This is a genomic window from Ectothiorhodospira shaposhnikovii (assembly GCF_047222355.1).
Taxonomy (GTDB): domain Bacteria; phylum Pseudomonadota; class Gammaproteobacteria; order Ectothiorhodospirales; family Ectothiorhodospiraceae; genus Ectothiorhodospira.
The window spans coordinates 1,010,091-1,033,031 of sequence record NZ_CP178333.1 but is presented as its reverse complement, the minus strand read 5'-3'; the positions used below and the strand labels follow the sequence as shown (position 1 = coordinate 1,033,031).

Sequence of the window (22,941 nt, the reverse complement as noted above, 5' to 3'; positions counted from 1 at the left end):
ATACCTTCGGGATCCCCCGAAGGGGGTATGCCGAACCACCGTTCAAGGGGCACGCAATGACCGCCGGGCGGCATGATCCTGCCGACCGTGACGTTCTCATTGAGCGGCATCATCCCCCTGAAGGTATCCCAGCACGACCTCCGCCAGCTCATCCGGACTGAACTTGGGCAGAAAACGGTCTGCTCCCGCCCTGCGGACCAGGGTTTCGTTGAAGGTTCCACTCAGGGAGGAATGCAGCACCACATGCAGACGGGACAGGGCCGGCTCCTTGCGGATGGTGGAGGACAGCGTGTAACCATCCATCTCAGGCATCTCGATATCCGAGATTACCAACCCGATCTGCTGCTCGATGGGACCTTGGGCAGCCAGTTCCAGTAACTTGTCCAGCGCCTGCCTGCCGTCGTTCACCACCACGGATTCCACGCCCATCTGGGTCAGGGCACGCACGATCTGCCTGCGCGCCACTGCCGAATCGTCGGCGACCAAGGCTCGACGCACCCTCCCCCCTTCCTGAATGTTGGACAGCAGCGAGTCACTGACGTCCCTTGCCGGACCGGTGATCATCTCCAGCACCTTTTCCACGTCGATGATCTCCACCAGACGATTATCGACCTGGGTCACGGCCGTCAGGAAACTGTCCTTGTGCGTGCCCCGGGGAGGTGGATGAATCTGATCCCAGTTGAGATTGATGATGCGATCCACCGACGCCACCAGAAGCCCCTGTACGGAACGGTTGAACTCGGTAAGAATGACAAATGAACCGCCCTCTCTGGAGGGAATGGGGGGCATGCCCAGTGCTTGCGCCAGATCGACCACGGACACGGTCTTGCCTCGCAACGTGGCCACGCCGCGGATGATGGAGTGGGCACTGGGAAGCCGGTTCAAGGCGGGACAGGTGATGACCTCGCGCACCTTGAAGACATTGATGGCAAATAACTGACGGCTACCCAGGGTGAAGAGGAGCAGTTCCAGACGATTCTGCCCCACCATCTGGGTCCGACGATCGACGTCATCCAGCAAGCTGCTCATCAGGCTCTCCCGCGGGTGTTTGCAGATCATACCCTCTCATCCAGAAGTATGATCGGCCACGGCGAAGATTTCTTGAAAATTTTCTGGCCCTCATCTTGCACACTATCTCCCCAGGGACATCATGCGCCACAGATCCGGCGCTTCTTGAAATACCCCCGGGTATGGGTGATGAACCATCCAGCGAGGTAGCAGCACGATGTTTTTCAACTTCCGGAAGCGCCGCCACGGGATCAGCCTGAGTCTTTTCACGAGTTTGCTGATCTGCGCCCCCATCAATCTCATGGCGGTCGAAACGCAGTCGCACGACAGCATTTTGACGGCCGCCGGCACATTTCTCGGTCAACAGGCACGCGCCCACCACGGCGAGTATGTGGACGTACGTATCAACCGGGGTTCACTGGACCCGCGTCTGCGACTCAGGGCCTGCGATGGACCACTGGAAACCTTTCTGCCGCCGGGCACCAGGATGACCGGTCATACCACCGTGGGCGTTCGCTGCACCACTCCATCGCCCTGGAGCCTTTTCGTACCCATGCAGATTGTCGTCCGTGGCGAGGTCGTGGTTCTGGAAAGAGCCCTGCCCCGGGGCACCCTGATCTCCGAGGGTGACATCCGGCTCGAACTGCGTGACCTGGGCAGCATGCACGGCGGGTATCTCACGGAACCCACGGCGGTCACCAACATGGTCCTCAGACGGGCCCTGCCCGCCGGTACGGCCCTGAGTCCCCAGATGGTGGAACCTCAGCGGCTGGTGCAGCGAGGACAGAAAGTCATGCTGGTGGCACAAAACACCGCCATCTCCGTGCGCATGGAGGGACAGGCGCTCGCGGACGGCGCCTATGGCGACCGGGTTCAGGTTCGCAATCTGTCCTCCCGGCGCATTGTGGAAGGTCGAGTGCTGTCAGCCGGGGTGGTGGGTGTTAATATGTGAGTCAAATTGCACTGACTGCCCCTACTGCCCCTAAAGAAACCCGCGAATCGGCCGATACGATTTCTAAGAAGTGGCCGTTCAGTGCACGCGAGGAACGCAATATGTCCATCGACATCAAGAATTTAACCCAGACTCAGCCGCGCAGCGCCGGGGAGAGCCGTGGTGCCTCCGACGTGGCCAAAGGCGCGCGCTCGGGCGGTGGCACGGGATTTTCCGGTCCGGTGGGCGACAAGGTCACCCTGACCGAAACCGCCCGGCGCCTGAGCACGCTGGAGCAGAACGCCAGGGCACAACCCTCCGTCGATCAGGAAAAGGTGACGGCTATCCGTCAGGCCATCCAGGAAGGGCGCTATGAGATCAACGCAGAGTCCGTGGCCAGCAAAATCCTGAAGACTGAAGACCTGTTCTAGCCATGAACATGCGCTCGTTTCCGGAGCAACTGGATCAGATCCTGACCCATTCGGTGCGGGAAGCCTCTGCCCTGGAACATGCCCTGCAACTGGAAGGACAGGCCCTGAGCACCCGGGACCTGGAAACCCTTAACCTGGCCATCGCTCAAAAGCAGCAACAGGTTGAGCGACTGGAGCAACTGACCCGTGATCAGGGTGCCCTGCTCAAGCGGGAGGGGTATGAGAACAATGCCCAGGGCATGGCCCGCTGCCTGCGCGACTGGGATGCCGAGGGCGTCCTGGCGCCGATATGGGATCGACTGGTGGACCTCATGGCCCGTTGCCGTCAGCTGAATCTTGCCAACGGCGGCGTAGTGGAAACCAAGCGGCGCCATGTGGAACAGGCGCTGCACATCCTGCGAGGCGAGGACCCCCGCACCGAGTTGTACGGCCCCCGCGGGCAACCCACCTCCGCCGGGGGAAAGTCCCGCACCATCACCAAGGCCTGACCTCTCTCAGGCATCCGCCCCCCTTGCGTGCGCACGAAAGGGCTGATTCTTTCCCAGACTGTGCTAGCCTCAGTATAGGCTCCAGAAAAAGCATATACCTGGAGGTGTCATAGAGCGCGGAGGGTCCGGCCCATGAATCAGCCCATCAATCAGACATCGGCGACCACCCACAGTCCCCCGCCGGGCTCACGGCGAGAACATATCCCTCGGCAGGAGCGCATCAATGCTCTACTCAGGGACCTGGAAGCGCGTCGCGCCTCCATCAGCATACGCTTCGGCCAGGATCAGGAGTTTTTCCATGGCACCCTGAACCGGATGGATCCGTCACGGGGATGGCTTTTCCTGAGCGAGCTGACCCCTTATCAGGGCAATCTGCGCATGGCTGCAGGGCAGCAAATCCATATGTATGCAGTACTCAACGCGTCCTGCCTGCACTTTCGCGCCGAAGCGCTTCACTCCGGAGAGCACGATGGCGAAGCCTTCCATGTGGTCTCCATGCCCACCGAACTGGACAGCGAGCAGAAACGCGCCCACTTCCGTGCCCCCGTTGATGACTCACCCGGCACGCCCGTCACCCTGGTGGACAGGGACGGACGCCAGTTCACCGGCAACCTGGTGGATATATCGCTGGGAGGACTGCGCGCCATGTTCCCGCTCAAGACCCCTATTCACGCCAGGGATCTGTTAACCCTCAGCAAACTCGCTTTTTCGGACATCGAGCTTGTCCAGTGTGGCATTCAGATCCGCTTTGCTTCCGACGACAAGGAAACCGGCACAAGGCTGGTTGGCGGAAGATTTTATGATCTTTCCCAGTCGGATGAGCAGGCACTGCTGCGAACCCTGCTATTCATGGAGCGTGAAAGGGTTCAGCAGTGCGAACCTGAACACAGGACCTTTTATCCGCCCGGGCAATAGGGGAAGTCAAGGTCAAAAGGCGGGCGGCAAGAAGCCAACAGGCGATAAAGAGAGACGAAGAAGGATGTGTACTGAAAACAAGGAAGGTAGAGGGGCCTGAAAGCCCGTATGGCATCGGCCTCTGCAAAGTCACGATGCGACATACTTTTTGGGTATTTTCAAGCCACCTCTACCTGCACTGCTGATACTGCAACTGCCAAGACCTTCTTAGTAGAAGGGTCTCCACAGGAACACCAGGAAGTGAGCAGCAGCAGCAATCACCATGAACACGGTGAAGGTGGTCTTGAACTGCTCGTGGAATTCCTTGGCTTGCTCTTCGCTCAGGCCGGAGATGCTGTCATTCATGGTCTATTCCCCTTTCGTTACTCAGAAGCTTCAACAGCGCTGGCGTCGAAGGTCAGCGGGTTGTAGTTGTCATTGGCATACACGAAAGCGTGCACAGCCAGAGCCACGACGAGAACAGCCATCAGGATCGGCATCAGCCAGGTGCCGGGATTGACCACCAGCCACAGCTTCCAATCGTCTTTGGGATTGCTCGGCTTGCTCGGTCTGTATTCACTCATTGATATTGCCCTCTTGGTTTATAACCTTGGCCATCATGGATGACCAGGATGTTTGCAACCACCGCTTATTCTAACGGTTAAGGTTGTCTCAAAGTGCTCTTGAATCACCCAGTCTCCATGTCCTTTTCTTTACTTTACTTTTCTCAAGACACTTCGACTGAAGTCTCCCTGATCGGGTTTTATATTCTGCCTTGCTGACCGAAGAAGAGTAAGCACCTTCGGATACCGCTGCGGCATGGTTGTAAGTCTACGTTGACAGACATAAATGTCAAGGCGACCCACCACACCCCGACAGCCTTCGAAAAGCCCTAAAAAAACCACCATTACCCTTTTAAAAACATGAAGTTAAAAAATCCGCACTCAAACGCCGGCATGCACCGACAATGCGATCGACGGACCTTTTACTGACGCAGATCAGTTTCTCAAAAAGGCGTCTTAAAGGGCGTCAGAACAGTTTCAAGCTCACGAATCCCACACATCAAAAGGCGCAAGAAAATGCCCTTACAAGCCCCTGAAAACCTCTGCCAGGCCTGCTGAGCATTGATAAAGGGGGCTATACCAGGTCAATCATGAGATGCATCCCACGGAGCCTGGTTGCTTTAGCTTTTAAAAGCGATATGACAGAAAAAAAACGGCCGGCGAATACTCGCCGGCCGTTTCTACAATCACACTGAAAAGCCGTGGTCGGCTTATCAGGCAACTTCCTCAGCCTGCACAGTGGTCACGTCGCTGCGCAGCGGGTTGTAGTTGTCATTGGCATACACGAAGGCGTGCACAGCCAGGGCAACCACCAGAACAGCCATCAGGATCGGCATCAGCCAGGTGCCGGGGTTAACCACCAGCCACAGCTTCCAATCGTCGGAGGGGTTGCTCGGCCGCTTTGCTCTGTATTCGCTCATTGAAATCACCCTGTCAATTTTTTCGAACTGAAACTCAGTCAAAGCCACACGGAATCACCGTGCGGTGTTACCGTTCTTAGTAGAACGGTCTCCACACGTAGACGAGGAAGTGGGCAGCAGCGGCAAGCGCCATGAACACGGTGAAGGTGGTCTTGAACTGCTCGTGGAATTCCTTGGCCTGCTCTTCGGTAAGACCGGAAATGCTCTGCACGTATTCGTCGGACATTCAAAGACCCTCCATAGGGTTTGCTGTGACTACTCGAATTCATCGACTCCAGCAGCGGTATTCGCTTCGTAGCCCTGAATTCGGGCTTCAATCCCCTGCCTTGAGTCTGGTTGTAAGTCTACGCTGACACATTTCCATGTCAACGGGGGAGAACAGAGTTTCGGAGCAAATGCGACGCTGCCGTTGACCGGGGTCAAGTTTTTCGCCTCCCCTCCTCTCCCCGTTCATAAACCGGAACGGGAAGAGGAGGATAAAGGTTTCAAACCGGCCTCAGACAGTCGGGAAATCAGTCATACCGAACTTACCCTGTGGACCGGTGGCAGGCGGCTCTTCCTTGGCACGCAGCAGAGGAATCATCACCACCAGCACGGCCAGCAGCAAGGCGATCTCCAGATAGTAGACCGCCAGGTATCCGGTGGCCGGCGCCGCCAGGGTCTCTCCCAGCCAGCCGTTGCCCGTGATCCAGCCGACCAGATCGCGGATGGCCCCTCCCAGGAAGATGGCGCCACCGGCGGCGGTGGCCTGCACCGCCCCCCAGGCACCCACCGCCATGCCGCTTTGCTCATTGCGGGCAAACCCCATCATGGCCAGCAGGGTGGAGACTGCAAACAACCCGCCGCCAAAGCCGATCAGGAAGGCACCGACACGGAACACAATGGTGGAGTCCATCGGTACGGCGATCACGACCACGATGAAGGCCAGAACGCCGACTGCGGCCCCCACGGTGGCAATCCTGTAGCAATTGGCGCCGCGGGTCAGCAACCTTGCCGCCAGTGCAAACGCGATCAGCATGCCGGTGGCCCATGTGGCAGTCAGGGTGGTGGTGGCCGCCACCGACATGCCCAGGATCTCGCCGCCGTAGGGTTCCAGCAGGATGTCCTGCATGTTGAACCCGGCGGTTCCCAGGGCGATCACCACCAGCAGGCGGCGAATATGCCCGATGCCGCTGAAGGATCGCCAAGCCTCCATGAAGGGAACACCGGGCTCATGCCTGGCCTTGGCCCGCTGCTGATTGATGGCCTCCTGCTTCCACAGGGCCGCCAGGTTCAGCAGGATGGTCAGCACGGCCACGCCCTGCAGCACTTCGATCAGACGCCCCGGCGTGTAATCGGTCAACAGGAAACCGAAGACGGAGGACGCCAGCACCATGCCCAGCAGCAGCACCACGTACAGCAATGCCACGACACGGGGACGCTGCTCGGGAGCCGCCAGGTCCGTGGCCAGGGCCAGACCGGCGGTCTGGGTCATATGCATGCCCGCCCCCACCAGCAGGAAGGCGATGGCGGCCGACAGCGGCCCCAGGAAGGCCGGTCCGCTGCCGTCCGCCAGTACCAGCAGGGCAAAGGGCATGATGGCCAGGCCGCTGAACTGCAACAGTGTCCCCATCCACAGATAGGGCACCCGCCGCCAGCCGAAAGCGGAGCGGTGATTGTCTGATCGATGCCCCATCAGCGCCCGCAAGGGCGCGAACAACAGGGGCAACGACACCATCAAGGCCACGATCCAGGCAGAGACCCCCTGCTCCACCACCATGACCCGGTTCAGGGTCCCGGTGAGCAGCACCATGGACATGGCCACGGCCACCTGGAACAGGGCCAGACGTAACAGCCGCGGCAGCGGCAACTCCTTGGTGGCCGCATCGGCAAACGGCAGGATCTTGGTGCCGAACCGACCGAGCAGCCCCATGAAAGCACCGGATACACCCTTGCTCATCACCAGGACTCCCCGTAGGTGGATTGAACGGATACGTTAGCACTCATCAGTCAAATCCCAGGAAATCGAAGATTTCACGATCCTTCATCGGCTTGGCCCGCTGTGATTCCACACCGTCCAGCAGGGACTGCGCCAGGCGCATGTATTCATCCTGGGCAATCTTGAGTTCATCCTCGGGAGGCATTTCGAACACGGTGGACTTCTTCAGGCGACTGCGCCGGATCACGTCCAGCAACGGAAAATGGGCCAGACGCTTGAGACCCACCGCTTCGTTGAAACGATCGATCTCGTCGGTGTTCACGCTGCGGTTGGCGATGACGCCACCGATGCGCACCTGATAGTTCTTGGCCTTGGCCTCGATGGCGGCGGCGATGCGGTTCAGGGCAAAGATGGAATCAAAGTCGTTGGCCGTCACGATCAATGCCTGGTGGGCATGCTGGAGCGGTGCGGCAAAGCCGCCGCAGACCACGTCGCCCAGCACGTCGAACACCACCACGTCGGTGTCCTCCAGCAGATGATGCTGCTTGAGCAGTTTCACCGTCTGTCCCACCACGTAACCACCACAGCCGGTACCCGCGGGGGGACCGCCCGCCTCCACGCACATGACGCCGTTATAGCCTTCAAAGACGAAGTCCTCGGGACGCAGCTCTTCCTCGTGGAAGTTCACCGACTCCAGTACGTCGATGACCGTGGGCACCATGCGCTTGGTGAGCGTGAAGGTGGAGTCGTGCTTGGGATCACAACCAATCTGCAGCACCCGCTTGCCCAGCCGGGAAAAGGCGGCCGACAGATTGGAAGACGTGGTGCTCTTGCCGATGCCGCCCTTGCCGTAGATGGCAAACACGCGCGCCGAACCGATGTCCAGGTTCGGGTCCATGGCGACCTGGACACTGCCTTCGCCATCGGGCGGCATGGGGCAGTCGTTATTGCAAGTGGAATTCACGCAGTGGCCTCCTCGGAAATGCCTTCGACGCGATCATCAAGAATCCCGCCGAGAAAACGAGACGTGGAAAACGGGGAAAAAGGCCTGCCGGCCATCCCGGGCCGGGACCAGTGCGGCAGAAACGCTGCCCCGGGCGGTTTTCTTCAACCGCCCAGCTTGCGGTGGTACCAGAGGTTTCTGGCTTCGTTGTAGAACAGCCAGATGATACCCGCATAGACCATGATATCAGCGATATAGAAGACCAGTGCGCGACCTTCATCACCACTGGTCCCCATGAAGCTCTTCATGCCCATACCCAGACTCAGGCCACCGAAGAAAAGCAGCACCGACATGATGCGATGGCGCTGAACCCGGTCGGTAAAGGCCAGGTATTCCTGCTCGCCACGCAGCCATTCCTCGTCCACCTCCGGCTCTTGCTGTGCCGGGGTGGGCTGGACCGACTCCTGGACGGTATCCTGCCAGGATGTGGATTCGGCGGATTCCAGGGCAATGGGCGCACCGCAACCCGGGCAGGTGGGCGCCTTGTCCGAGACCTGACGTCCGCATTCAGGACAGTCTATCAATGCCATTTCTGATCCCCTGTAGAATTGATTGCCATGCATTCCGGCAGCCGGGTAAACACAACGGTGTATCCGACCCGAGCCAGATGGCGTAGCCAGCCATGATACTAGGCGATCTGCAACGGGTGAATAGGCACAGGGCGGCAAGTGGCTTTACCGGTGTGACACAGGTCATTGGCAGGGCAATCAACAGGAGAGGACATGATGAATCGGGACAACAGGGTTTCCACCGGACTGGACGGTCTGGACGCCGTGATCGACAGCCTTCGCATCGGCGACAACGTGGTCTGGCGCGTGGACCACATGGATGACTACCGGCGCTTCATCGATCCCTTTCTTGCCGCGGCCCGGGAACGCCGGCGTGCCATCATCTACCTGCGCTTCGGTCGCCATGCCCCCCTGGTGGAGGCCGGGCCCGATGTCCATATCGTGCAGCTGGATGCCCTGTGCGGCTTCGAGGCTTTTACCTGTCACGTCTACCAGTTGATCACCGACCATGGCAGGGGGGCATTCTATGTCTTTGACTGTCTCTCCGACCTGCTCTCCGCCTGGGCCACGGACCTGATGGTGGGCAACTTCTTCCAGGTGGTCTGCCCCTATCTGTATGAGTTGGACACGGTGGCCTACTTCGGTCTTCTGCGCCATCGCCATTCCCATCACACCGTGGCCCGCATCCGGCGGACGACCCAGGTCCTGATCGATGTGCGCCGCACCCGCGAGGAATGTCATGTCCAGCCGGTCAAGGTCTGGAAGCGCCACTCGCCCACCATGTTCCTGCCCCATCGCTGGCGGGACGACCGATTTTCCCCCGTGATCGACAGCAGCGATGCCACCCGGGTACAGACCGCCCTGGAGCGGGATCATGTACAGGAACCGCAACGTCATCTGGACTACTGGAATGCCCTGTTTCTGGAAGCCGCGGCACAACTGCAAACCTCCGGTGACGAGGCCGGACGGGCCGCCCAGGTGGAACGACTGTGCCGCGTGATGCTGGGTCGGGACGAACGCATCCTCGACATGGCCCACCGGTATTTCCACCTGGAGGATCTCATGGCCATCCGTGCCCGCATGATCGGCAGCGGTCATATCGGCGGCAAGGCAGTGGGGATGCTCCTGGCACGGCAAATCCTGCGGCGGGAAGACCCGGATACCTGGGAACGGAGCCTGGAGCCCCATGATTCCTTCTTTCTGGGTACCGATGTCTACTACTCCTTTCTGGTACACAACGGCTGGTGGCCCAGGATCATGCGTCAGCGCACGCCGGACGGCTATTACAGCGAGGGCCAGGCCCTGCACGAGCGCATGCTCCATGGTCGCCTGCCCGATGAAATCCGCGAGGAGCTGGCCAGGATGCTGGACTACTTCGGCCAGTATCCCATCCTGGTGCGTTCCAGCAGCCTGCTGGAGGATGGCTTCGGCAATGCCTTCGCCGGCAAATACGACAGCGTCTTCTGCGTCAACCAGGGCACCCCGGAGGAACGGCTCGAAGCCCTGGAACAGGCCATCTGCCGGGTCTTTGCCAGCGCCATGAGCGAAGACGCCCTGGTCTACCGCAGCCAGCGGGGCCTTGCCGACCTGGAGGAGCCCATGGCCCTGCTGCTGCAGCGGGTCAACGGCCGTTACCATGGCCGTCATTACCTGCCGGATGCCGCCGGCGTCGGTGTTTCCCGCAACATCTTTGCCTGGGACCGGGACATGGACCCGGCGGCGGGCATGGTACGCCTGGTCATGGGGCTGGGTACGCGGGCCGTGGATCGCAACGATAGCGACCATGCCTGCATCATTGCCCTGGATCACCCGCTCAAGCGGCCCTTTGCCCATGCCGACGATGGTCGTTTCTGCCAGCACAAGGTGGACACCCTGGACGTGCTGGACAATGAACTACTCAGTCGCCCCTTGCGGGATCTGGTCGAGGCGGACATGGATCATGTGCTGCAATGGTGCGGGGAACCGGACCGGGAAGCCAGCGAGCAATCCCGAAGCCTGGGTGGACCACCGATGTGGCGACTGACCTTCCGGCCGTTACTGGAGAAGACATCCTTCGTGCCCATGATTCAGGGGCTTTTACAAACACTGGAGTCGGTGTATGCCTATCCGGTGGATGTGGAATTCACCGTTCATCTGGGAGCGGACGGCAGCCCTTCATTCAATCTGGTGCAGTGCCGCCCCCTGCAGACCCAGGGCGGCAACCACCAGGTCCGGATCCCCGCTACCGTCGATGACGACGCGATCCTGTTCCGCAGCCAGGGGCACTTCATGGGCGGCAGTCTGGATCAACCCATCGCACGCATCATCCGCGTGGATGGTGAACGCTACAGCGCCCTGACTCTGCAACAAAAATACACCGTGGCCCGTCTGGTGGGACAACTCAACCGGCGCATGTCGGATCGGGATGACCAGCCTACCCTGCTGATCGGCCCGGGACGCTGGGGCACCAGCACGCCGGAACTGGGCGTGCCGATCCGTTTTGCCGATATCAGTCGTATGGCGGTCCTGATCGAGGTCGCCGAACTGGGCGGCGGCGTGATTCCGGATTTGTCCTATGGTTCCCACTTTTTCCAGGATCTGGTGGAATCCGGCATTGCCTATGTGGCCCTCCGTCCCCGGGAGGCCCATACGGACTACCGGCCGGACCGGCTCCACCAGGCCGTTCGGGAAGCGATTGATCCCGATCTGGTGGAAGGCCTGAACGAGACCGTACTCGCGACCGTGGAGATCCACGATGTGCGTGCCCTGGACATGAAACTGCTGGCGGACGTCATCAGCCAGCAGGTCCTGTGCTGTGCATTCAGACGCATCTAAGCGCCGCGCAAAATGATGAAAAAAAGCCCCGGGTTCCCACGCGGGGAACCCGGGGCCGGGGTCTTGCGGCCCGATCAGGACGAACGGATCAGATGACGCCCATGGCCACCATGGCACCGGCCACCTTCACGAAGCCGGCGATGTTGGCACCCACCACGTAGTTGCCGGGGGCACCGAACTCTTCGGAGGTCTGGTGGCAGTTGCGATGGATGTCCACCATGATTTCACGCAGACGCTCTTCGGTGTGCTCGAAGGTCCAGGAATCGCGGCTGGCGTTCTGCTGCATTTCCAGGGCGCTGGTGGCCACGCCGCCCGCATTGGCGGCCTTGCCGGGACCAAAAGCGACACCGGCCTCGGTGAAGAAGCGGATGGCCTCCGGGGTGGAAGGCATGTTGGCACCTTCCGCCACGGCGATGACCCCGTTCTTGATCAGGGTCTTGGCATCGGTACCGTTGAGCTCGTTCTGGGTGGCGCAGGGCAGCGCCACCTGGCAGGGCACACTCCAGATATTGCCGTTTTCCAGATATTTGGCGCTCTTCTTCTCTTCAGCGTAGGCACTGATGCGGCGACGCTCCACTTCCTTGATCTGCTTGACCAGATCCAGATCGATACCGTCCTTGTCCACGATCACGCCGTTGGAATCGGAACAGGCGATGACCTTGGCACCCAGGGACATGGCCTTCTCCATGGCGTAGATGGCCACGTTACCGGAACCGGACACCACGCAGGTCTTGCCGTCGAAGGAATCGGAACGAACCTTGAGCATTTCCTCGGTGAAGAAGACGGTGCCGTAGCCGGTGGCTTCCTTGCGGGCACGGCTGCCGCCCCAGTTCAGGCCCTTGCCGGTAAACACGCCGGATTCATAGCGGTTGGTGATGCGCTTGTACTGACCGAACAAGTAGCCGATTTCGCGCTGGCCCACACCGATGTCGCCGGCCGGCACGTCGGTGTACTCACCCAGATGGCGGTACAGCTCGGTCATCATGCTCTGGCAAAAACGCATGATCTCGCCGTCGGAACGTCCCTTGGGATCGAAGTCGCTGCCGCCCTTGCCGCCGCCGATGGGCATGCCGGTGAGGGCATTCTTGAAGATCTGCTCAAAGCCCAGGAACTTGATGATGCCCAGGTAGACGGAAGGGTGGAAGCGAATACCGCCCTTGTAGGGTCCCAGGGCGCTGTTGAACTGTACCCGGAAGGCACGGTTGATCTGGGTAACACCCTTGTCATCCTGCCACGGTACCCGGAAGATGATCTGCCGCTCGGGCTCACAGATCAGCTGGATGATCTTGCGATCGGCAAATTCCGGATACTTCACCAGGACCGGACCGAGGGATTCCAGCACTTCACGAACCGCCTGATGGAACTCCGTTTCCCCCGGGTTTCTGCGCAAGACTTCCTGATAAATGGGTTCCAGCTTTTCGTCGAGACCTGCCGCCATATTTTATTTCTCCAGCACAGCCGGGCTCGACCAGGGGACGGAGCACGGCGTGCAGTTGGTGTTTGAAGAGAGCCGTTTGCGCCCGCACGGGGCAAGCGCGGCACGGAACTAGAAAATCAGAGCTTCAGCGATGGAAATCTCCGGCGCTTTCAGGCTGATAGAGGATTTCATCGATACGGACCCTGATGACCCCACCTCCCGGCCGGGGCCATTCGATCTGATCGCCGACGGACAGTCCCAGCAACGCGCTACCCACCGGGGCCAGGATGGACACCTTGTCCGCCTGCCCGGTGCTGTCCTTGGGGTAGACCAGCGTCATGCAGAAGCTCTCGCCGGTACTGTCCATGACGAAACGCACGGTGGAATTCATGGTCACCACCGTCGGCGGAATCTGCTCTGGATCGACCACCTCGGCACGGTCCAGTTCGGCCTGCAAGGCCGCCTTACCCGGAAAGGCAGTTTCCGAAATCGACGCCAGCAGGCTGTCCAGCCTGTCGTAATCCTGCGAAGATAGGACGATATTGGGTTTGCTATTCACGCTGATGAACTCTGAACATCCTTAAATTAGAGGACGGGGCATTCTATCCCGAAATCTCGTATTTTTCGCCCCCCCAGGCTCAGGCCCCCTTGGGCAAGGGGGATGGAGGCTTCACTTCCACACGGTTGCGACCGGCATTCTTGGCCCGGTACAAGGCCTCGTCGGCCCGTTGCAGGACATGGTCCGGTAGGATGTCACACCCTGCCAGACTGGTAATGCCGATGCTCACCGTGATCGGGATTTCCAGCTCATCCGTGCGCACGGGGATGCGGGCAATGCGCTTTCTGAGGCGTTCAGCCAGGGCCCTCGCGGCCTGCAGATCGGTATCCGGCAACAGGACCGCGAACTCCTCTCCCCCCATGCGCCCGGCAAAATCGCTCTTGCGCAGACAATAGCGAACCAGTGACGCAAAATGCCTGAGCACCGTGTCGCCGGTGGAGTGGCCATGGGTATCGTTCACATGTTTGAAATGATCCAGGTCCAGCATCATGACGGCGGCCCGGTGATCGGGATTGCGGTCCATTCGCAGGATCTCCTCCCGCATCCGTTCGAGAAAATGACGCCGATTGGAAAGCCCGGTGAGGTGATCGGTGGTCGCCATCTCCCTGAGTTCCTGCTCCATGCGCTTGCGGTCGGTGATGTCGGAAATGGTCCCCACCATGCGCAGGGGGTTCCCCTTGGGATCACGTCTCACCACCAGTCCGCGGGCCAGGATCCAACGCCAACCACCTTCCTTGCCATGCACGCGATGCTCGGTCTCGTAGTGAGCCGAGCTGCCATCCAGATGTCGCCGCAGATGCTCCCGCACATGATGACGGTCATCCGGATGCACATGCCGGAACCACTCCTCAGCCCGGGAACACACAAACTCATCCTCACTGTACCCCAGAATCTCTCCACAGCGCCGGGACTGGATCAGGGTATCGGCCTGCACGTTCCAGTCAAACACAGCATCACCGGCCGCCTCCAGGGCAAAACGCCAGCGCTCGGCATTTTCCTCCAGAGTTTGCAGGTTTCCTGTGCGTTCGATGGCAATGGCGGCAAGATTGGCAAATTCTCGGATCGAACGGATTTCACTTTCAGACGGGCTATGAATCCGGCGCCGAAACAGGCTGACATGACCCAGCAGCCCCCCTTGTGATGACGGGATCGGAACCGACCAGCAGGAGGCGAGCCCGCGCTCCATGGCCGGCGCCTTGAGATCGGCCCACCGGGGGTCCGAGTGAATGTCGGTCGAGATGAGGATCTGTCGCCGACCTGCCGACCCGCAGGCCGGCGGCCCGACAATCCCGTTACCGAAATGATCTGAAACCGCCCGCTGAAAATCCGCATCCAGGCTGGGTGCCGCGGCCGGCACCATGCGCTGTTGCGTCTCGTCCATCAAGGAAATGAGGCACAGGATCTCGGGATCCTCAAGCTCCACACTCCGGGCCAGGGAGTCCAGTATCACGGGCAGTTCGGCGCCACCGGCCAGCAGGGAAAGTACCCGATTCCTTCCCGCCTCGCGCTGCTCGTGTCGCTTGCGATCCGAAATATCCGCCAGCGCACCCTCAAAGTGCAGCATATTGCCGTGCGCATCATATTCAACAACCGTATGATCCTCGATCCAGAGGGTCTTGCCCGTGCTGGTGACAATCCGATACTGCTGACGAAACTGCTTGCGATTGTGTCGTATATATCGTCCCAGCTCGGCGATCAGGCGCTCACGATCATCCGGATGAACCAGATCGATGAACCGCTTTTCACCCGACATCATCTCCGCCGCCGAATACCCCCAGCGTGACACATTGGCGGAAATGTAATCCACCGGCCATCCCGGATCGGCCAGCCAGCGGCAGAGTATCACCACACCGGACTCCACCACCCGGTTGACCGACTTGAGCAACTCCATGGCCTGCAGGCGTTCCAATGCCACCGAGAGGTCCCGCACCATCTCCCGCAACAGGGACACCGTCCTACCGGAAAAGGCTCGTGACTGGGCGCTGAAAAGATTCAGTGTTCCACTCATTTTTCCCGATGGGGTCACGGCAAACCTGGCCAATGACCGCATCCCCGCGGCCAGGGCTTCCCCGGCATCATGCAACCCGGCATTTTCGGCGCTTAAGGTATCGATCACGATATGTGGCGCATGACCCGACACATCATCGCTTGCATTCGCCGTTAGCCATCGCATTGAACATTGCTGAGGCTCGATATCACCCACGTCATCACCGGCACGGGCAAACAGGCGCAATTTACGGGCATCCCCGGCTTCCCACAGCCCGATCCACGCCGCACTGAAACCACCCCGGCTCACCAGGATTTCGCACACCGCATGAATCAGCGCCTTGCGATCATGGTGGCGGACAATGGCCTGATTCACACGAATCATCATGTCCTGTAATTGCACATGCTGTTGCCGGGCAAACCGATCACCTTCGTCTTGCCCGACACCCCGCAGAACAACGAAATAGGCGCTGGGGCCACCGTCGGCATGACGCACGGCGCGCACACACACGGAGGCCGCAATGACCTTGCCGTCGGCGCGCACGAAGGCCTTGTTGCATTCAAATTGATCAATGCTCCCCGATACCAGACGGGAAAACTCGCGGGCCTCGTCTTCAAGGCCCTCACTGAGGGAAACGGACTGCCAGGTCATTCCCAACAGCTGATCCCGGGAATGGCCCAACATTTCGACCAGGCGCTGGTTGACGGCGGTCCAGCGATAATCCTTGGGGGAGAGCATGCCCAAGGCAACAAAGTGCAGACTGTAGAAATAGTCCATCAAAGGACTGTCGATCAATGCATGGACGTGCCGCACGGGCCGTTCTGCCAGGGTGACGGCAAAGCATGGGGACATGCCGGAGGGCTTACGGCCATTTTTGGCCACATGGACATCAGCATGGAACACACGCCCCTGCCCGCTTCTGAACAGCAGACCCTCTTCCAGCACACTGCCGATGTTGCCGGCCCGGACAACGAGATCCGTGATCGAAGGGCAGCCTTCCCGGGGTAACTGGAAATCCGCCAGATTCAGTGCCGGGACCAACCGTTCCTTGGCATCATCCCCCCACAACAAATCCAGGGCCACTGCATTGCCCTGCAGGATCAATCCATTACCGTCCACCAGCAGTTCGGCAACGGGAGACTCAAACCGCAACCCTTCGGCTGCGTTGCCAACGGAGGAAGATACCGCGGACACGGCAGATGTCAGAGGCAGGGTATGCCTGTCTGTCGGCAAGGCCATGCAAGGGTCCTTGGCACCACGGCCACGCAGGAAAAGCATCATTGCTTACCAAGACTGTAGCAGAAACCCCGCAGTCCACGGATCCCGCTGAAGAGAATCAAAGAAGGACGGTAGGATTTTTCAGACACGCAGACGCAAAAAGACCCCTTTAAAGGGGTCTTTTTGTTTGACTGCCTTGGCAGGATCAACATCCATCAGGATGAAACCTTGCCTTTGTATGGCGTCCCCACGGGGATTCGAACCCCGGTCGCCGCCGTGAAAGGGCGGTGTCCTAGGCCTCTAGACGATGGGGACTAGGAAAACAGCATTATAGCAGATCAGCGGAAAATAAAAAGCTTTTATTTTACTCTGCCTGCCTTACAGCTAAACTTCTTATTGGCGCTTTTCGTGTCTCTGCTCTGTCAGAACCACCGTGACCAACCCGGTGAATACCATCAGAACACCCAAAGGCACCAGAGACAGAAAATACTTTGCAAGCTCATCGGTTCCGTAAAACAACGCACCGAAACCGACGACCATGCCTGCCAACGTAAGCAGTGCCCCAACAACCATCGAGTATTGACCTATTCGATGCATGCCGAATCACTACCCGGCCCGCCGAAGCGGAAATTTGGTGGAGCCAGGCGGGATCGAACCGCCGACCTCTTGCATGCCATGCAAGCGCTCTCCCAGCTGAGCTATGGCCCCGAAAGCTTCATGACCGTTTCGCTGTTGCCGTGTTGGTCATGTCCCTCAGAAGCTGCGTACTATACGGATCCTTCAGGATGCTGTCAACAGTTTTTTTAAACTTTTTTCGACGCGATCCATTCAGCAGCTTTCTGAATCCTCGACAGGGTTCGCTCCCGTCCGATCAGCATCAGGGTCTGATCAATGGACGGCGAAACCGAGCCGCCGGTCACCGCCACACGCAGCGGCTGAGCGACCTTGCCCAATTTTACTTGTAACCTTTCTGAAACACCAGTCACGGATTCGTGGATCTGCTCCGCGCTCCACTCCCCCAAGGCATCCAGCGCGGCATGCAGGGCCTGCAGCACCGGCAGGGCATCAGGCGTCAGGTTCTTCTGCGCTGCCTTTTCATCGTACTCATCGAACTCCTTGAAGAAGTACACGCTCTGGTCGGCCATCTCCACCAGGGTCTTGGCGCGGTCACGCAGGATCTCCACCACGTCACGCAGGGGCGGCGGCGTGGAAGGATCCACGTCCCGCTGGCCCATGTGCCAGGACAACTGCCGGGCCACGTAGTCGGAGGTCTGGGTCTTGATGTAGTGCTGGTTCAGCCACAGGAGCTTTTCCGGATTGATGGCCGAGGCGGAATGATTCACGTCGGCGATGTCGAACAACTCGATCAGTTCGTCCAGGCTGAAGATTTCCTGATCGCCATGGGACCAACCCAGTCGCACCAGATAGTTGAGCAGCGCCTGGGGCAGATAGCCGTCATCCCGGTACTGCATCACGCTCACCGCCCCATGGCGCTTGGACAGCTTGGTGCCGTCGGGACCGAGGATCATGGGCAGATGGGCATAGCGGGGCGGTTCCACGCCCAGGGCCTTGAGGATGTTGATCTGGCGAGGGGTGTTGTTCAGGTGATCATCGCCACGGATCACGTGGGTGATCTGCATGTCCCAGTCGTCCACCACCACGGTGAGATTGTAGGTGGGGGTGCCGTCGGAACGGGCGATGATCAGATCATCCAGTTCGGTATTCTGGAAGGTGACGCGGCCACGCACCATGTCGTCCACCACGGTAATGCCTTCGGCGGGGTTACGGAAGCGGATGACAGGACTGACACCTTCCCGGGGCTCGCCCCGCAGGCGGCAGCGGCCGTCGTAGCGCGGCTTGACCTTCATCGCCATCTGCTGATCGCGCATGGCATCCAGCTCTTCCTTGGTGCAGTAGCAGTAATACGCGTGACCGGTATCCAGCAATTGCTGGATCACCTCTTTGTAGCGGTCAAAACGCTGGGTCTGGTAGAACGGGCCTTCATCGTATTCCAGGCCCAGCCAGTTCATGCCTTCCAGGATTGCATTCACCGATTCCGCATTGGAACGCGCCAGATCCGTATCCTCGATGCGCAGGACGAAATCGCCACCGTGCTTGCGGGCATAGAGCCAGGAAAACAACGCCGTGCGGGCACCGCCGATGTGGAGATAACCGGTCGGACTGGGAGCGAATCGGGTGCGAACTTTCATGGAGTCACTCTGGCTTGGATGTATTGGAAGCGGCATAGAGTAGCAGACGACTTGCGGGGCTTCACCCGCTGCCTGCAATCAGGGCGCCTCTCATTGCAAGGCCAGCACGACGGCGAGCAGTACCCCGGCCTCCACCAGCTCGATCAGTCCCCCGGCCGTATCCCCGGTGGTACCGCCGAGGCGATGCACCATCCAGGCCCGACCGAGCAGGAAGACCAGTGCCGCGCCCGCCAGGGCCCAGACGCCGGCCATGCCGCCCAGGATGACGACGGCCAGCGCCACCCCCGCAGTGACCAGCCACGCCCCCCGACGCGGCAGATGCCGGGCCAGCAACGTGGCCATGCCGGCGGAACGGACATACTCGGTCAGCAGGAACAGCGGCAGGATAGCGGCTCGTCCCAGCAGGGGCGCCAGGATCAGGGCCATCCAGCCCCCCGTCAGGGCCAGCAGTTCGAACACGGCGGCAAACTTCACCAGCACCAGCAGGATCAGGGCCGTGACACCGGCGGGACCGCAGCGGGGATCCTTCATGATCTCCAGGGTCCGCTCCCGGTCCCCCAGACCACCGATCCAGGCATCGGCGGTATCCGCCAAACCATCCATGTGCAAGAGCCCGGTCAACAGCACCCAGGCGGTGACGATCAGCGCCGCCGCCAGCACGCCCTCCCCCAGCGCCCACGCCAGCGCGGCCAGGGGTAGCCCCATGAGCAGGCCCACCAGGGGGTAGTACAGCATGGAGCGGCCCACCTCCTCATCGGTGGGCGAGTTCCAGCTCACGGGAAATCGGGTCAGAAAACGCAGGGCCACGAGAAAGGGTTTCATGCCGCCCCCTCCCGGATTGGGCCATGTTCGTTACCCAGGGCCATGACCCGGGCGCCCCGCCCTGCCCTGCCGGGCGAAGTGATGCGATAGAGACAAGCGTGGGGCACCTCCAGACGCAGCAGATCCGACAGGGGGCGCTGCTGCACATGCAGCAGGATCAGACGGATCACGCCGCCATGGGTCACCACCAACACCCGCTCGCCCATCGCGCTTTCACACACCTGTCGCCAGGCCGCCAGTACCCGATCCCGGAAATCCACCAGGGGTTCGGCACCGGGAGGGATGTGGTTGAGCGGGTCTTCCCAGAATCGGCCCAGGGCATCCGGTTCCGTTTCCATCAGTTCCGCCGCCGTGCGCCCCTCCCAGGTACCGAAATGCATCTCCCGCAGATCCGGCTCCAGGGCCAGGGGCAGGGCATCGGCCCCGGCCCAGTCCCGGGCCGGGGCCGCACAGCGGCGCAGGGGCGAAGTGATGATCCGATCCCAGGGACCATGGCGCTCGTACCCCGCCTGCATGTGGGCGCGCCCCTGGTCGGTGAGCTCATCATCCAGGCTGCCACGGAAGGCAAAGCCCCCCGTGGTCTGGCCGTGGCGCATCAGATCAATCTGCATGGATGGCAAGGGCACCTTCAGTGCGCCTCCGTCACCTGGGCCTCGGCGAAGGTGGCCATGTGACAATGGATGTCGCAGGCCAGACGCAGCAGGGGCACCGCCGTAGCGGCACCGCTGGCCTCACCCAGGCGCATGCCCAGATCCAGGACGGGATCCGCCGCCAGCGCCCCCACCAGCAGGCGATGACCCGGCTCGGCGGAAGCATGGGCAAACAGCATCCAGTCCCGGGCACCGGGACAGATACGCACCGTGGCCAGGGCCGCGGCGGAACTGATGAAACCATCCACCAGGATGGGCATGCCCATCTGCGCGCAGGCCAGATACGCGCCACTCATGGCGGCAATCTCGAACCCCCCGACCCGACGCAGGCATTCCACCGGGTCCGACAGGTTCTCCGCGCCATGCAAATGCAGGGCGCGACGCAACACCTCGACCTTGTGCCGGACACCTTCCTGATTGAGCCCGGTGCCGGGTCCCGCCAGCACCTCCGGGTCACGCTCCAAAAGCCCGCAGGACACGGCCGCCGCCGCCGTGGTGTTGCCGATGCCCATCTCTCCGGCCAGATAGAGCTGGGCACCGGCCAGGCGTGCCCGTTCGGCACTGTGACGGCCGGCATTCATGGCTTTGGCCAACTGATGGGCATCCATGGCGGGGCCTTCGACAAAATTGGCGGTCCCCGGTCCCAGACGCACATCCAGCACCTCGGACATGGGCTCCAGTTCCACCACGGTTCCCAGATTGATCACTTCCAGTGTCGCACCGATGGAGCGCGCCAGGACACTGATCCCGGCCCCGCCGCGGGCAAAATTCCTGACCATCTCGGCGGTGACGGACTGGGGAAAGCGGGAAATCCCTTCGGCCGCCACGCCGTGATCACCGGCGAAGATGCTGATCCGCACCTGATCCACCCGCGGCTTGTCGGTACCCTGCATCCCGGCCAGTCGGGTGGCCAGGGTTTCCAGGCGGCCCAGGGAACCCAGGGGTTTGGTGAGCTGAGTCTGTCGATCTTCCGCGGCGCGGCGGGCGGTTTCATCGATCGGTGCGGCGGGGACCTGCAACCAGGGGGTTTCGTGATTCAAAGGGGTTCTCCTTTCAGGATATGTGGCAAGCCGGCCACGGTCAGGACGACGCGATCCGCACGGGCGGCCACCGCCTGATGCAGGCGTCCGGCATCATCGCAGAAACGTCGGGTCAGTTCTCCCAGGGGCACGATGCCCATGCTGGTCTCATTGCTGACCATGATCACACGGCCGGGCAGACGGGGCAGCACCACCAGAAAGTCCTCCTGTTCACGGGCGCAGGTCTGTGACTCCTCATCCCATAACAAATGGGTCAGCCAGAGGGTGAGGCAGTCCACCAGCAAACAATGCCCGGGACGGGCATGGCGGACCAGTGTCGCCGCCAGATCGGCCCCGCTCTCCACCAGCGTCCAGTCCGACGGACGGCGCTCACGGTGGTGGCGGATGCGCGCATGCATTTCCTCGTCGTCACCGGGTCGAGCGGTGGCCACATAGGTCACCGGCAGACCGCTCTCCAGGGCCAGACGCTCGGCCAGGGCGCTTTTGCCGGAACGGACACCGCCCAGGATCAGTTCTTTCATAGGTCAATACCTCGCTCATGCCCGGCATCCACCCTGCCCACCACCCAGGCCAGCGCAACCTCCAGACGCTGCCATTGGGCCTCATCGGCCGGCAGACCAAAGCGTAGACTCAAGGGATCGGTGAACAACCGGGTAAGAATGGCTTCCCGGCGCAGCCCCTGATGGATCTGCCTGGCGTGGGGGGTACGCACCCACTGGAACACATCGGTCCCGCCGTCAGGCACCAGCCCGTGCGCGCTCAGGCAAGCTTGCAGACGCAGCCCGGAGGCGGCCAGTAAGGCCCGGGTCCGGATCTGCCAGTCCCGGTCTTCCAGCGCCCGGGTGGCCACCCAGCGCGAGGGACCGCTCAGGCACCAGGGTCCCAGGCGGGCGGACAGACGGGCCAGCAGGGGCGCCTCCGCCAGGACGAACCCCACCCGCGCCCCGGCCAGACCAAAGAACTTGCCCAGTGAGCGCAGGACCACCAGGCCGGGCCGGGGACAAAGCGGGGCCAGACCCAGGTCCGGGGTGGCGTCCATGAAGGCCTCATCCACCACCAGCCAGCCACTCCGGACCGCCAGATCAGCCAGCCAGGCCTGCAGCCGGGACGGTGCGAAGGTGTCGCCGGTGGGGTTGTTGGGATGGACCAGCAGCAGCACATCCAGTCCGTCCAGACGGGATTCGATCTCCTCCACGGCCAGCGGGATCACCTGGTGTCCCGCCAGGCGCCAGGCATGGGCATGCTCGGCATAGCTGGGATGCAGCATCCCCACCCGTCGCCCCGGCGGCAGCAGGCCTGGCAGGGCCTGGATCGCCGCCTGGGAACCGGCCACCGGCAACAGGGCATCCGTACCGTAATAGGCGGCCGCGGCCTGTTCCAGCCCATCGGCCTCCTCCGGCAGACGGGACCAGACCGACGCCGGCATCCCATCGGGCACCGGCCAGCCCACCGGATTGATGCCGGTGGACAGATCCAGCCAGCGGCTCAGGGGGATACCCTCTTCCCGCGCCGCCTGACGCAGGCGGCCGCCGTGGGGCAAGGTCACCGGAGTACTCATG

At 61.2% G+C, this 22,941-nt stretch carries 22 protein-coding genes and 2 tRNA genes; 5 read left to right on the top strand and 19 right to left on the bottom strand.

Annotation, left to right across the window (positions count from 1 at the left end):
* Positions 1-96 precede the first annotated feature (96 nt).
* Positions 97-1,029, bottom strand: coding sequence for a chemotaxis protein (locus ACLF6L_RS04705; RefSeq protein ID WP_412852474.1), 933 nt, complete (start codon positions 1,027-1,029; stop codon positions 97-99).
* A 196-nt stretch (positions 1,030-1,225) separates the two neighbouring features.
* Between ACLF6L_RS04705 and flgA the strand changes: the two genes are divergently transcribed.
* The 4 genes from flgA (at position 1,226) to ACLF6L_RS04685 (ending at position 3,773) form a co-directional block, all read left to right on the top strand.
* Positions 1,226-1,960 (top strand): flagellar basal body P-ring formation chaperone FlgA, encoded by a 735-nt coding sequence (gene flgA, locus ACLF6L_RS04700; protein ID WP_412852473.1) that lies wholly within the window; start codon positions 1,226-1,228, stop codon positions 1,958-1,960.
* 101 nt (positions 1,961-2,061) lie between these two features.
* Positions 2,062-2,370 carry a flagellar biosynthesis anti-sigma factor FlgM gene (flgM, locus tag ACLF6L_RS04695; RefSeq protein ID WP_238617518.1) on the top strand — a complete coding sequence of 103 codons (309 nt, stop codon included), beginning with the start codon at positions 2,062-2,064 and terminating at the stop codon, positions 2,368-2,370.
* A gap of 2 nt (positions 2,371-2,372) precedes the next feature.
* Positions 2,373-2,858, top strand: a complete 486-nt coding sequence (locus ACLF6L_RS04690) for a flagella synthesis protein FlgN (RefSeq protein ID WP_412852472.1) — start codon at positions 2,373-2,375, stop codon at positions 2,856-2,858.
* A 132-nt stretch (positions 2,859-2,990) separates the two neighbouring features.
* Positions 2,991-3,773 carry a flagellar brake protein gene (locus tag ACLF6L_RS04685; RefSeq protein WP_238617520.1) on the top strand — a complete coding sequence of 261 codons (783 nt, stop codon included), beginning with the start codon at positions 2,991-2,993 and terminating at the stop codon, positions 3,771-3,773.
* A gap of 207 nt (positions 3,774-3,980) precedes the next feature.
* Here the strand turns inward: ACLF6L_RS04685 and pufB (ACLF6L_RS04680) are convergent, their stop codons facing one another.
* From pufB (ACLF6L_RS04680) to ACLF6L_RS04650, 7 genes are all read right to left on the bottom strand, one after another.
* The gene (pufB, locus tag ACLF6L_RS04680) at positions 3,981-4,118 is read right to left on the bottom strand and encodes a light-harvesting antenna LH1, beta subunit (protein WP_008931729.1); all 138 of its coding nucleotides are present in this window, start codon (positions 4,116-4,118) and stop codon (positions 3,981-3,983) included.
* A gap of 17 nt (positions 4,119-4,135) precedes the next feature.
* A complete protein-coding gene (gene pufA, locus ACLF6L_RS04675) occupies positions 4,136-4,336 on the bottom strand; it encodes a light-harvesting antenna LH1, alpha subunit (protein WP_238617521.1) in 201 nt (66 codons plus the stop codon).
* 692 nt (positions 4,337-5,028) lie between these two features.
* Positions 5,029-5,235 (bottom strand): light-harvesting antenna LH1, alpha subunit, encoded by a 207-nt coding sequence (gene pufA / locus ACLF6L_RS04670; protein WP_238617522.1) that lies wholly within the window; start codon positions 5,233-5,235, stop codon positions 5,029-5,031.
* Between the two features lie 76 nt (positions 5,236-5,311).
* Entirely contained in the window at positions 5,312-5,461 is a 150-nt protein-coding gene (gene pufB, locus ACLF6L_RS04665) for a light-harvesting antenna LH1, beta subunit (RefSeq protein WP_008931732.1), read from the bottom strand.
* Between the two features lie 270 nt (positions 5,462-5,731).
* Positions 5,732-7,174 carry a BCD family MFS transporter gene (locus tag ACLF6L_RS04660; protein WP_238617523.1) on the bottom strand — a complete coding sequence of 481 codons (1,443 nt, stop codon included), beginning with the start codon at positions 7,172-7,174 and terminating at the stop codon, positions 5,732-5,734.
* A 46-nt stretch (positions 7,175-7,220) separates the two neighbouring features.
* The gene (gene bchL, locus ACLF6L_RS04655) at positions 7,221-8,087 is read right to left on the bottom strand and encodes a ferredoxin:protochlorophyllide reductase (ATP-dependent) iron-sulfur ATP-binding protein (RefSeq protein WP_008931734.1); all 867 of its coding nucleotides are present in this window, start codon (positions 8,085-8,087) and stop codon (positions 7,221-7,223) included.
* Between the two features lie 173 nt (positions 8,088-8,260).
* On the bottom strand, positions 8,261-8,686 hold the full coding sequence (locus ACLF6L_RS04650; RefSeq protein WP_008931735.1) for a zinc-ribbon domain-containing protein: 426 nt from the start codon (positions 8,684-8,686) through the stop codon (positions 8,261-8,263).
* Between the two features lie 195 nt (positions 8,687-8,881).
* Here ACLF6L_RS04650 and ACLF6L_RS04645 point away from each other — a divergent pair, with 195 nt between their 5' ends.
* On the top strand, positions 8,882-11,479 hold the full coding sequence (locus tag ACLF6L_RS04645; RefSeq protein WP_238617524.1) for a PEP/pyruvate-binding domain-containing protein: 2,598 nt from the start codon (positions 8,882-8,884) through the stop codon (positions 11,477-11,479).
* A gap of 88 nt (positions 11,480-11,567) precedes the next feature.
* On the opposite strand, the gene gdhA is transcribed toward ACLF6L_RS04645, so the two are convergent.
* The 11 genes from gdhA to cobD all read right to left on the bottom strand — a co-directional run bounded on the left by gdhA (position 11,568) and on the right by cobD (position 22,940).
* Positions 11,568-12,917, bottom strand: a complete 1,350-nt coding sequence (gene gdhA, locus ACLF6L_RS04640) for an NADP-specific glutamate dehydrogenase (RefSeq protein WP_008931737.1) — start codon at positions 12,915-12,917, stop codon at positions 11,568-11,570.
* 124 nt (positions 12,918-13,041) lie between these two features.
* Positions 13,042-13,455 carry a nucleoside diphosphate kinase regulator gene (rnk, locus tag ACLF6L_RS04635; protein ID WP_238617525.1) on the bottom strand — a complete coding sequence of 138 codons (414 nt, stop codon included), beginning with the start codon at positions 13,453-13,455 and terminating at the stop codon, positions 13,042-13,044.
* A gap of 79 nt (positions 13,456-13,534) precedes the next feature.
* Entirely contained in the window at positions 13,535-16,681 is a 3,147-nt protein-coding gene (locus ACLF6L_RS04630; RefSeq protein ID WP_412852471.1) for a diguanylate cyclase, read from the bottom strand.
* A 218-nt stretch (positions 16,682-16,899) separates the two neighbouring features.
* Positions 16,900-16,975, bottom strand: a tRNA-Glu gene (locus ACLF6L_RS04625).
* Positions 16,976-17,292: 317 nt separating this feature from the next.
* A tRNA-Ala gene (locus ACLF6L_RS04620) sits at positions 17,293-17,368 on the bottom strand.
* A gap of 95 nt (positions 17,369-17,463) precedes the next feature.
* Positions 17,464-18,870 (bottom strand): glutamate--tRNA ligase, encoded by a 1,407-nt coding sequence (gltX, locus tag ACLF6L_RS04615; protein ID WP_008931741.1) that lies wholly within the window; start codon positions 18,868-18,870, stop codon positions 17,464-17,466.
* A gap of 90 nt (positions 18,871-18,960) precedes the next feature.
* On the bottom strand, positions 18,961-19,692 hold the full coding sequence (locus tag ACLF6L_RS04610) for an adenosylcobinamide-GDP ribazoletransferase (RefSeq protein ID WP_008931742.1): 732 nt from the start codon (positions 19,690-19,692) through the stop codon (positions 18,961-18,963).
* Positions 19,689-20,303 carry a histidine phosphatase family protein gene (locus ACLF6L_RS04605; RefSeq protein ID WP_238617527.1) on the bottom strand — a complete coding sequence of 205 codons (615 nt, stop codon included), beginning with the start codon at positions 20,301-20,303 and terminating at the stop codon, positions 19,689-19,691. Before ACLF6L_RS04605 ends, ACLF6L_RS04610 begins: the two co-directional genes overlap by 4 nt.
* Before the next feature lie 17 nt (positions 20,304-20,320).
* Positions 20,321-21,382, bottom strand: coding sequence for a nicotinate-nucleotide--dimethylbenzimidazole phosphoribosyltransferase (gene cobT / locus ACLF6L_RS04600; RefSeq protein WP_238617528.1), 1,062 nt, complete (start codon positions 21,380-21,382; stop codon positions 20,321-20,323).
* Entirely contained in the window at positions 21,379-21,903 is a 525-nt protein-coding gene (cobU, locus tag ACLF6L_RS04595; RefSeq protein ID WP_412852470.1) for a bifunctional adenosylcobinamide kinase/adenosylcobinamide-phosphate guanylyltransferase, read from the bottom strand. The genes cobT and cobU overlap by 4 nt, the downstream gene beginning before the upstream one ends.
* Positions 21,900-22,940: a threonine-phosphate decarboxylase CobD gene (cobD, locus tag ACLF6L_RS04590; protein ID WP_238617705.1), complete on the bottom strand. Its 1,041-nt coding sequence runs from the start codon at positions 22,938-22,940 to the stop codon at positions 21,900-21,902. Before cobD ends, cobU begins: the two co-directional genes overlap by 4 nt.
* Position 22,941 lies beyond the last annotated feature (1 nt).

What these genes read in the sequence shown, in the direction of transcription:
- ACLF6L_RS04705 (WP_412852474.1), bottom strand. Translation starts at nt 1,029, where the DNA reads ATGAGCAGCTTGCTGGATGACGTCGATCGTCGGACCCAGATGGTGGGG.
- flgA (WP_412852473.1), top strand. Translation starts at nt 1,226, where the DNA reads ATGTTTTTCAACTTCCGGAAGCGCCGCCACGGGATCAGCCTGAGTCTT.
- flgM (WP_238617518.1), top strand. Translation starts at nt 2,062, where the DNA reads ATGTCCATCGACATCAAGAATTTAACCCAGACTCAGCCGCGCAGCGCC.
- ACLF6L_RS04690 (WP_412852472.1), top strand. Translation starts at nt 2,373, where the DNA reads ATGAACATGCGCTCGTTTCCGGAGCAACTGGATCAGATCCTGACCCAT.
- ACLF6L_RS04685 (WP_238617520.1), top strand. Translation starts at nt 2,991, where the DNA reads ATGAATCAGCCCATCAATCAGACATCGGCGACCACCCACAGTCCCCCG.
- pufB (WP_008931729.1), bottom strand. Translation starts at nt 4,118, where the DNA reads ATGAATGACAGCATCTCCGGCCTGAGCGAAGAGCAAGCCAAGGAATTC.
- pufA (WP_238617521.1), bottom strand. Translation starts at nt 4,336, where the DNA reads ATGAGTGAATACAGACCGAGCAAGCCGAGCAATCCCAAAGACGATTGG.
- pufA (WP_238617522.1), bottom strand. Translation starts at nt 5,235, where the DNA reads ATGAGCGAATACAGAGCAAAGCGGCCGAGCAACCCCTCCGACGATTGG.
- pufB (WP_008931732.1), bottom strand. Translation starts at nt 5,461, where the DNA reads ATGTCCGACGAATACGTGCAGAGCATTTCCGGTCTTACCGAAGAGCAG.
- ACLF6L_RS04660 (WP_238617523.1), bottom strand. Translation starts at nt 7,174, where the DNA reads ATGAGCAAGGGTGTATCCGGTGCTTTCATGGGGCTGCTCGGTCGGTTC.
- bchL (WP_008931734.1), bottom strand. Translation starts at nt 8,087, where the DNA reads ATGCCGCCCGATGGCGAAGGCAGTGTCCAGGTCGCCATGGACCCGAAC.
- ACLF6L_RS04650 (WP_008931735.1), bottom strand. Translation starts at nt 8,686, where the DNA reads ATGGCATTGATAGACTGTCCTGAATGCGGACGTCAGGTCTCGGACAAG.
- ACLF6L_RS04645 (WP_238617524.1), top strand. Translation starts at nt 8,882, where the DNA reads ATGAATCGGGACAACAGGGTTTCCACCGGACTGGACGGTCTGGACGCC.
- gdhA (WP_008931737.1), bottom strand. Translation starts at nt 12,917, where the DNA reads ATGGCGGCAGGTCTCGACGAAAAGCTGGAACCCATTTATCAGGAAGTC.
- ACLF6L_RS04630 (WP_412852471.1), bottom strand. Translation starts at nt 16,681, where the DNA reads ATGGCCTTGCCGACAGACAGGCATACCCTGCCTCTGACATCTGCCGTG.
- gltX (WP_008931741.1), bottom strand. Translation starts at nt 18,870, where the DNA reads ATGAAAGTTCGCACCCGATTCGCTCCCAGTCCGACCGGTTATCTCCAC.
- ACLF6L_RS04610 (WP_008931742.1), bottom strand. Translation starts at nt 19,692, where the DNA reads ATGAAACCCTTTCTCGTGGCCCTGCGTTTTCTGACCCGATTTCCCGTG.
- ACLF6L_RS04605 (WP_238617527.1), bottom strand. Translation starts at nt 20,303, where the DNA reads ATGCAGATTGATCTGATGCGCCACGGCCAGACCACGGGGGGCTTTGCC.
- cobU (WP_412852470.1), bottom strand. Translation starts at nt 21,903, where the DNA reads ATGAAAGAACTGATCCTGGGCGGTGTCCGTTCCGGCAAAAGCGCCCTG.
- cobD (WP_238617705.1), bottom strand. Translation starts at nt 22,940, where the DNA reads ATGAGTACTCCGGTGACCTTGCCCCACGGCGGCCGCCTGCGTCAGGCG.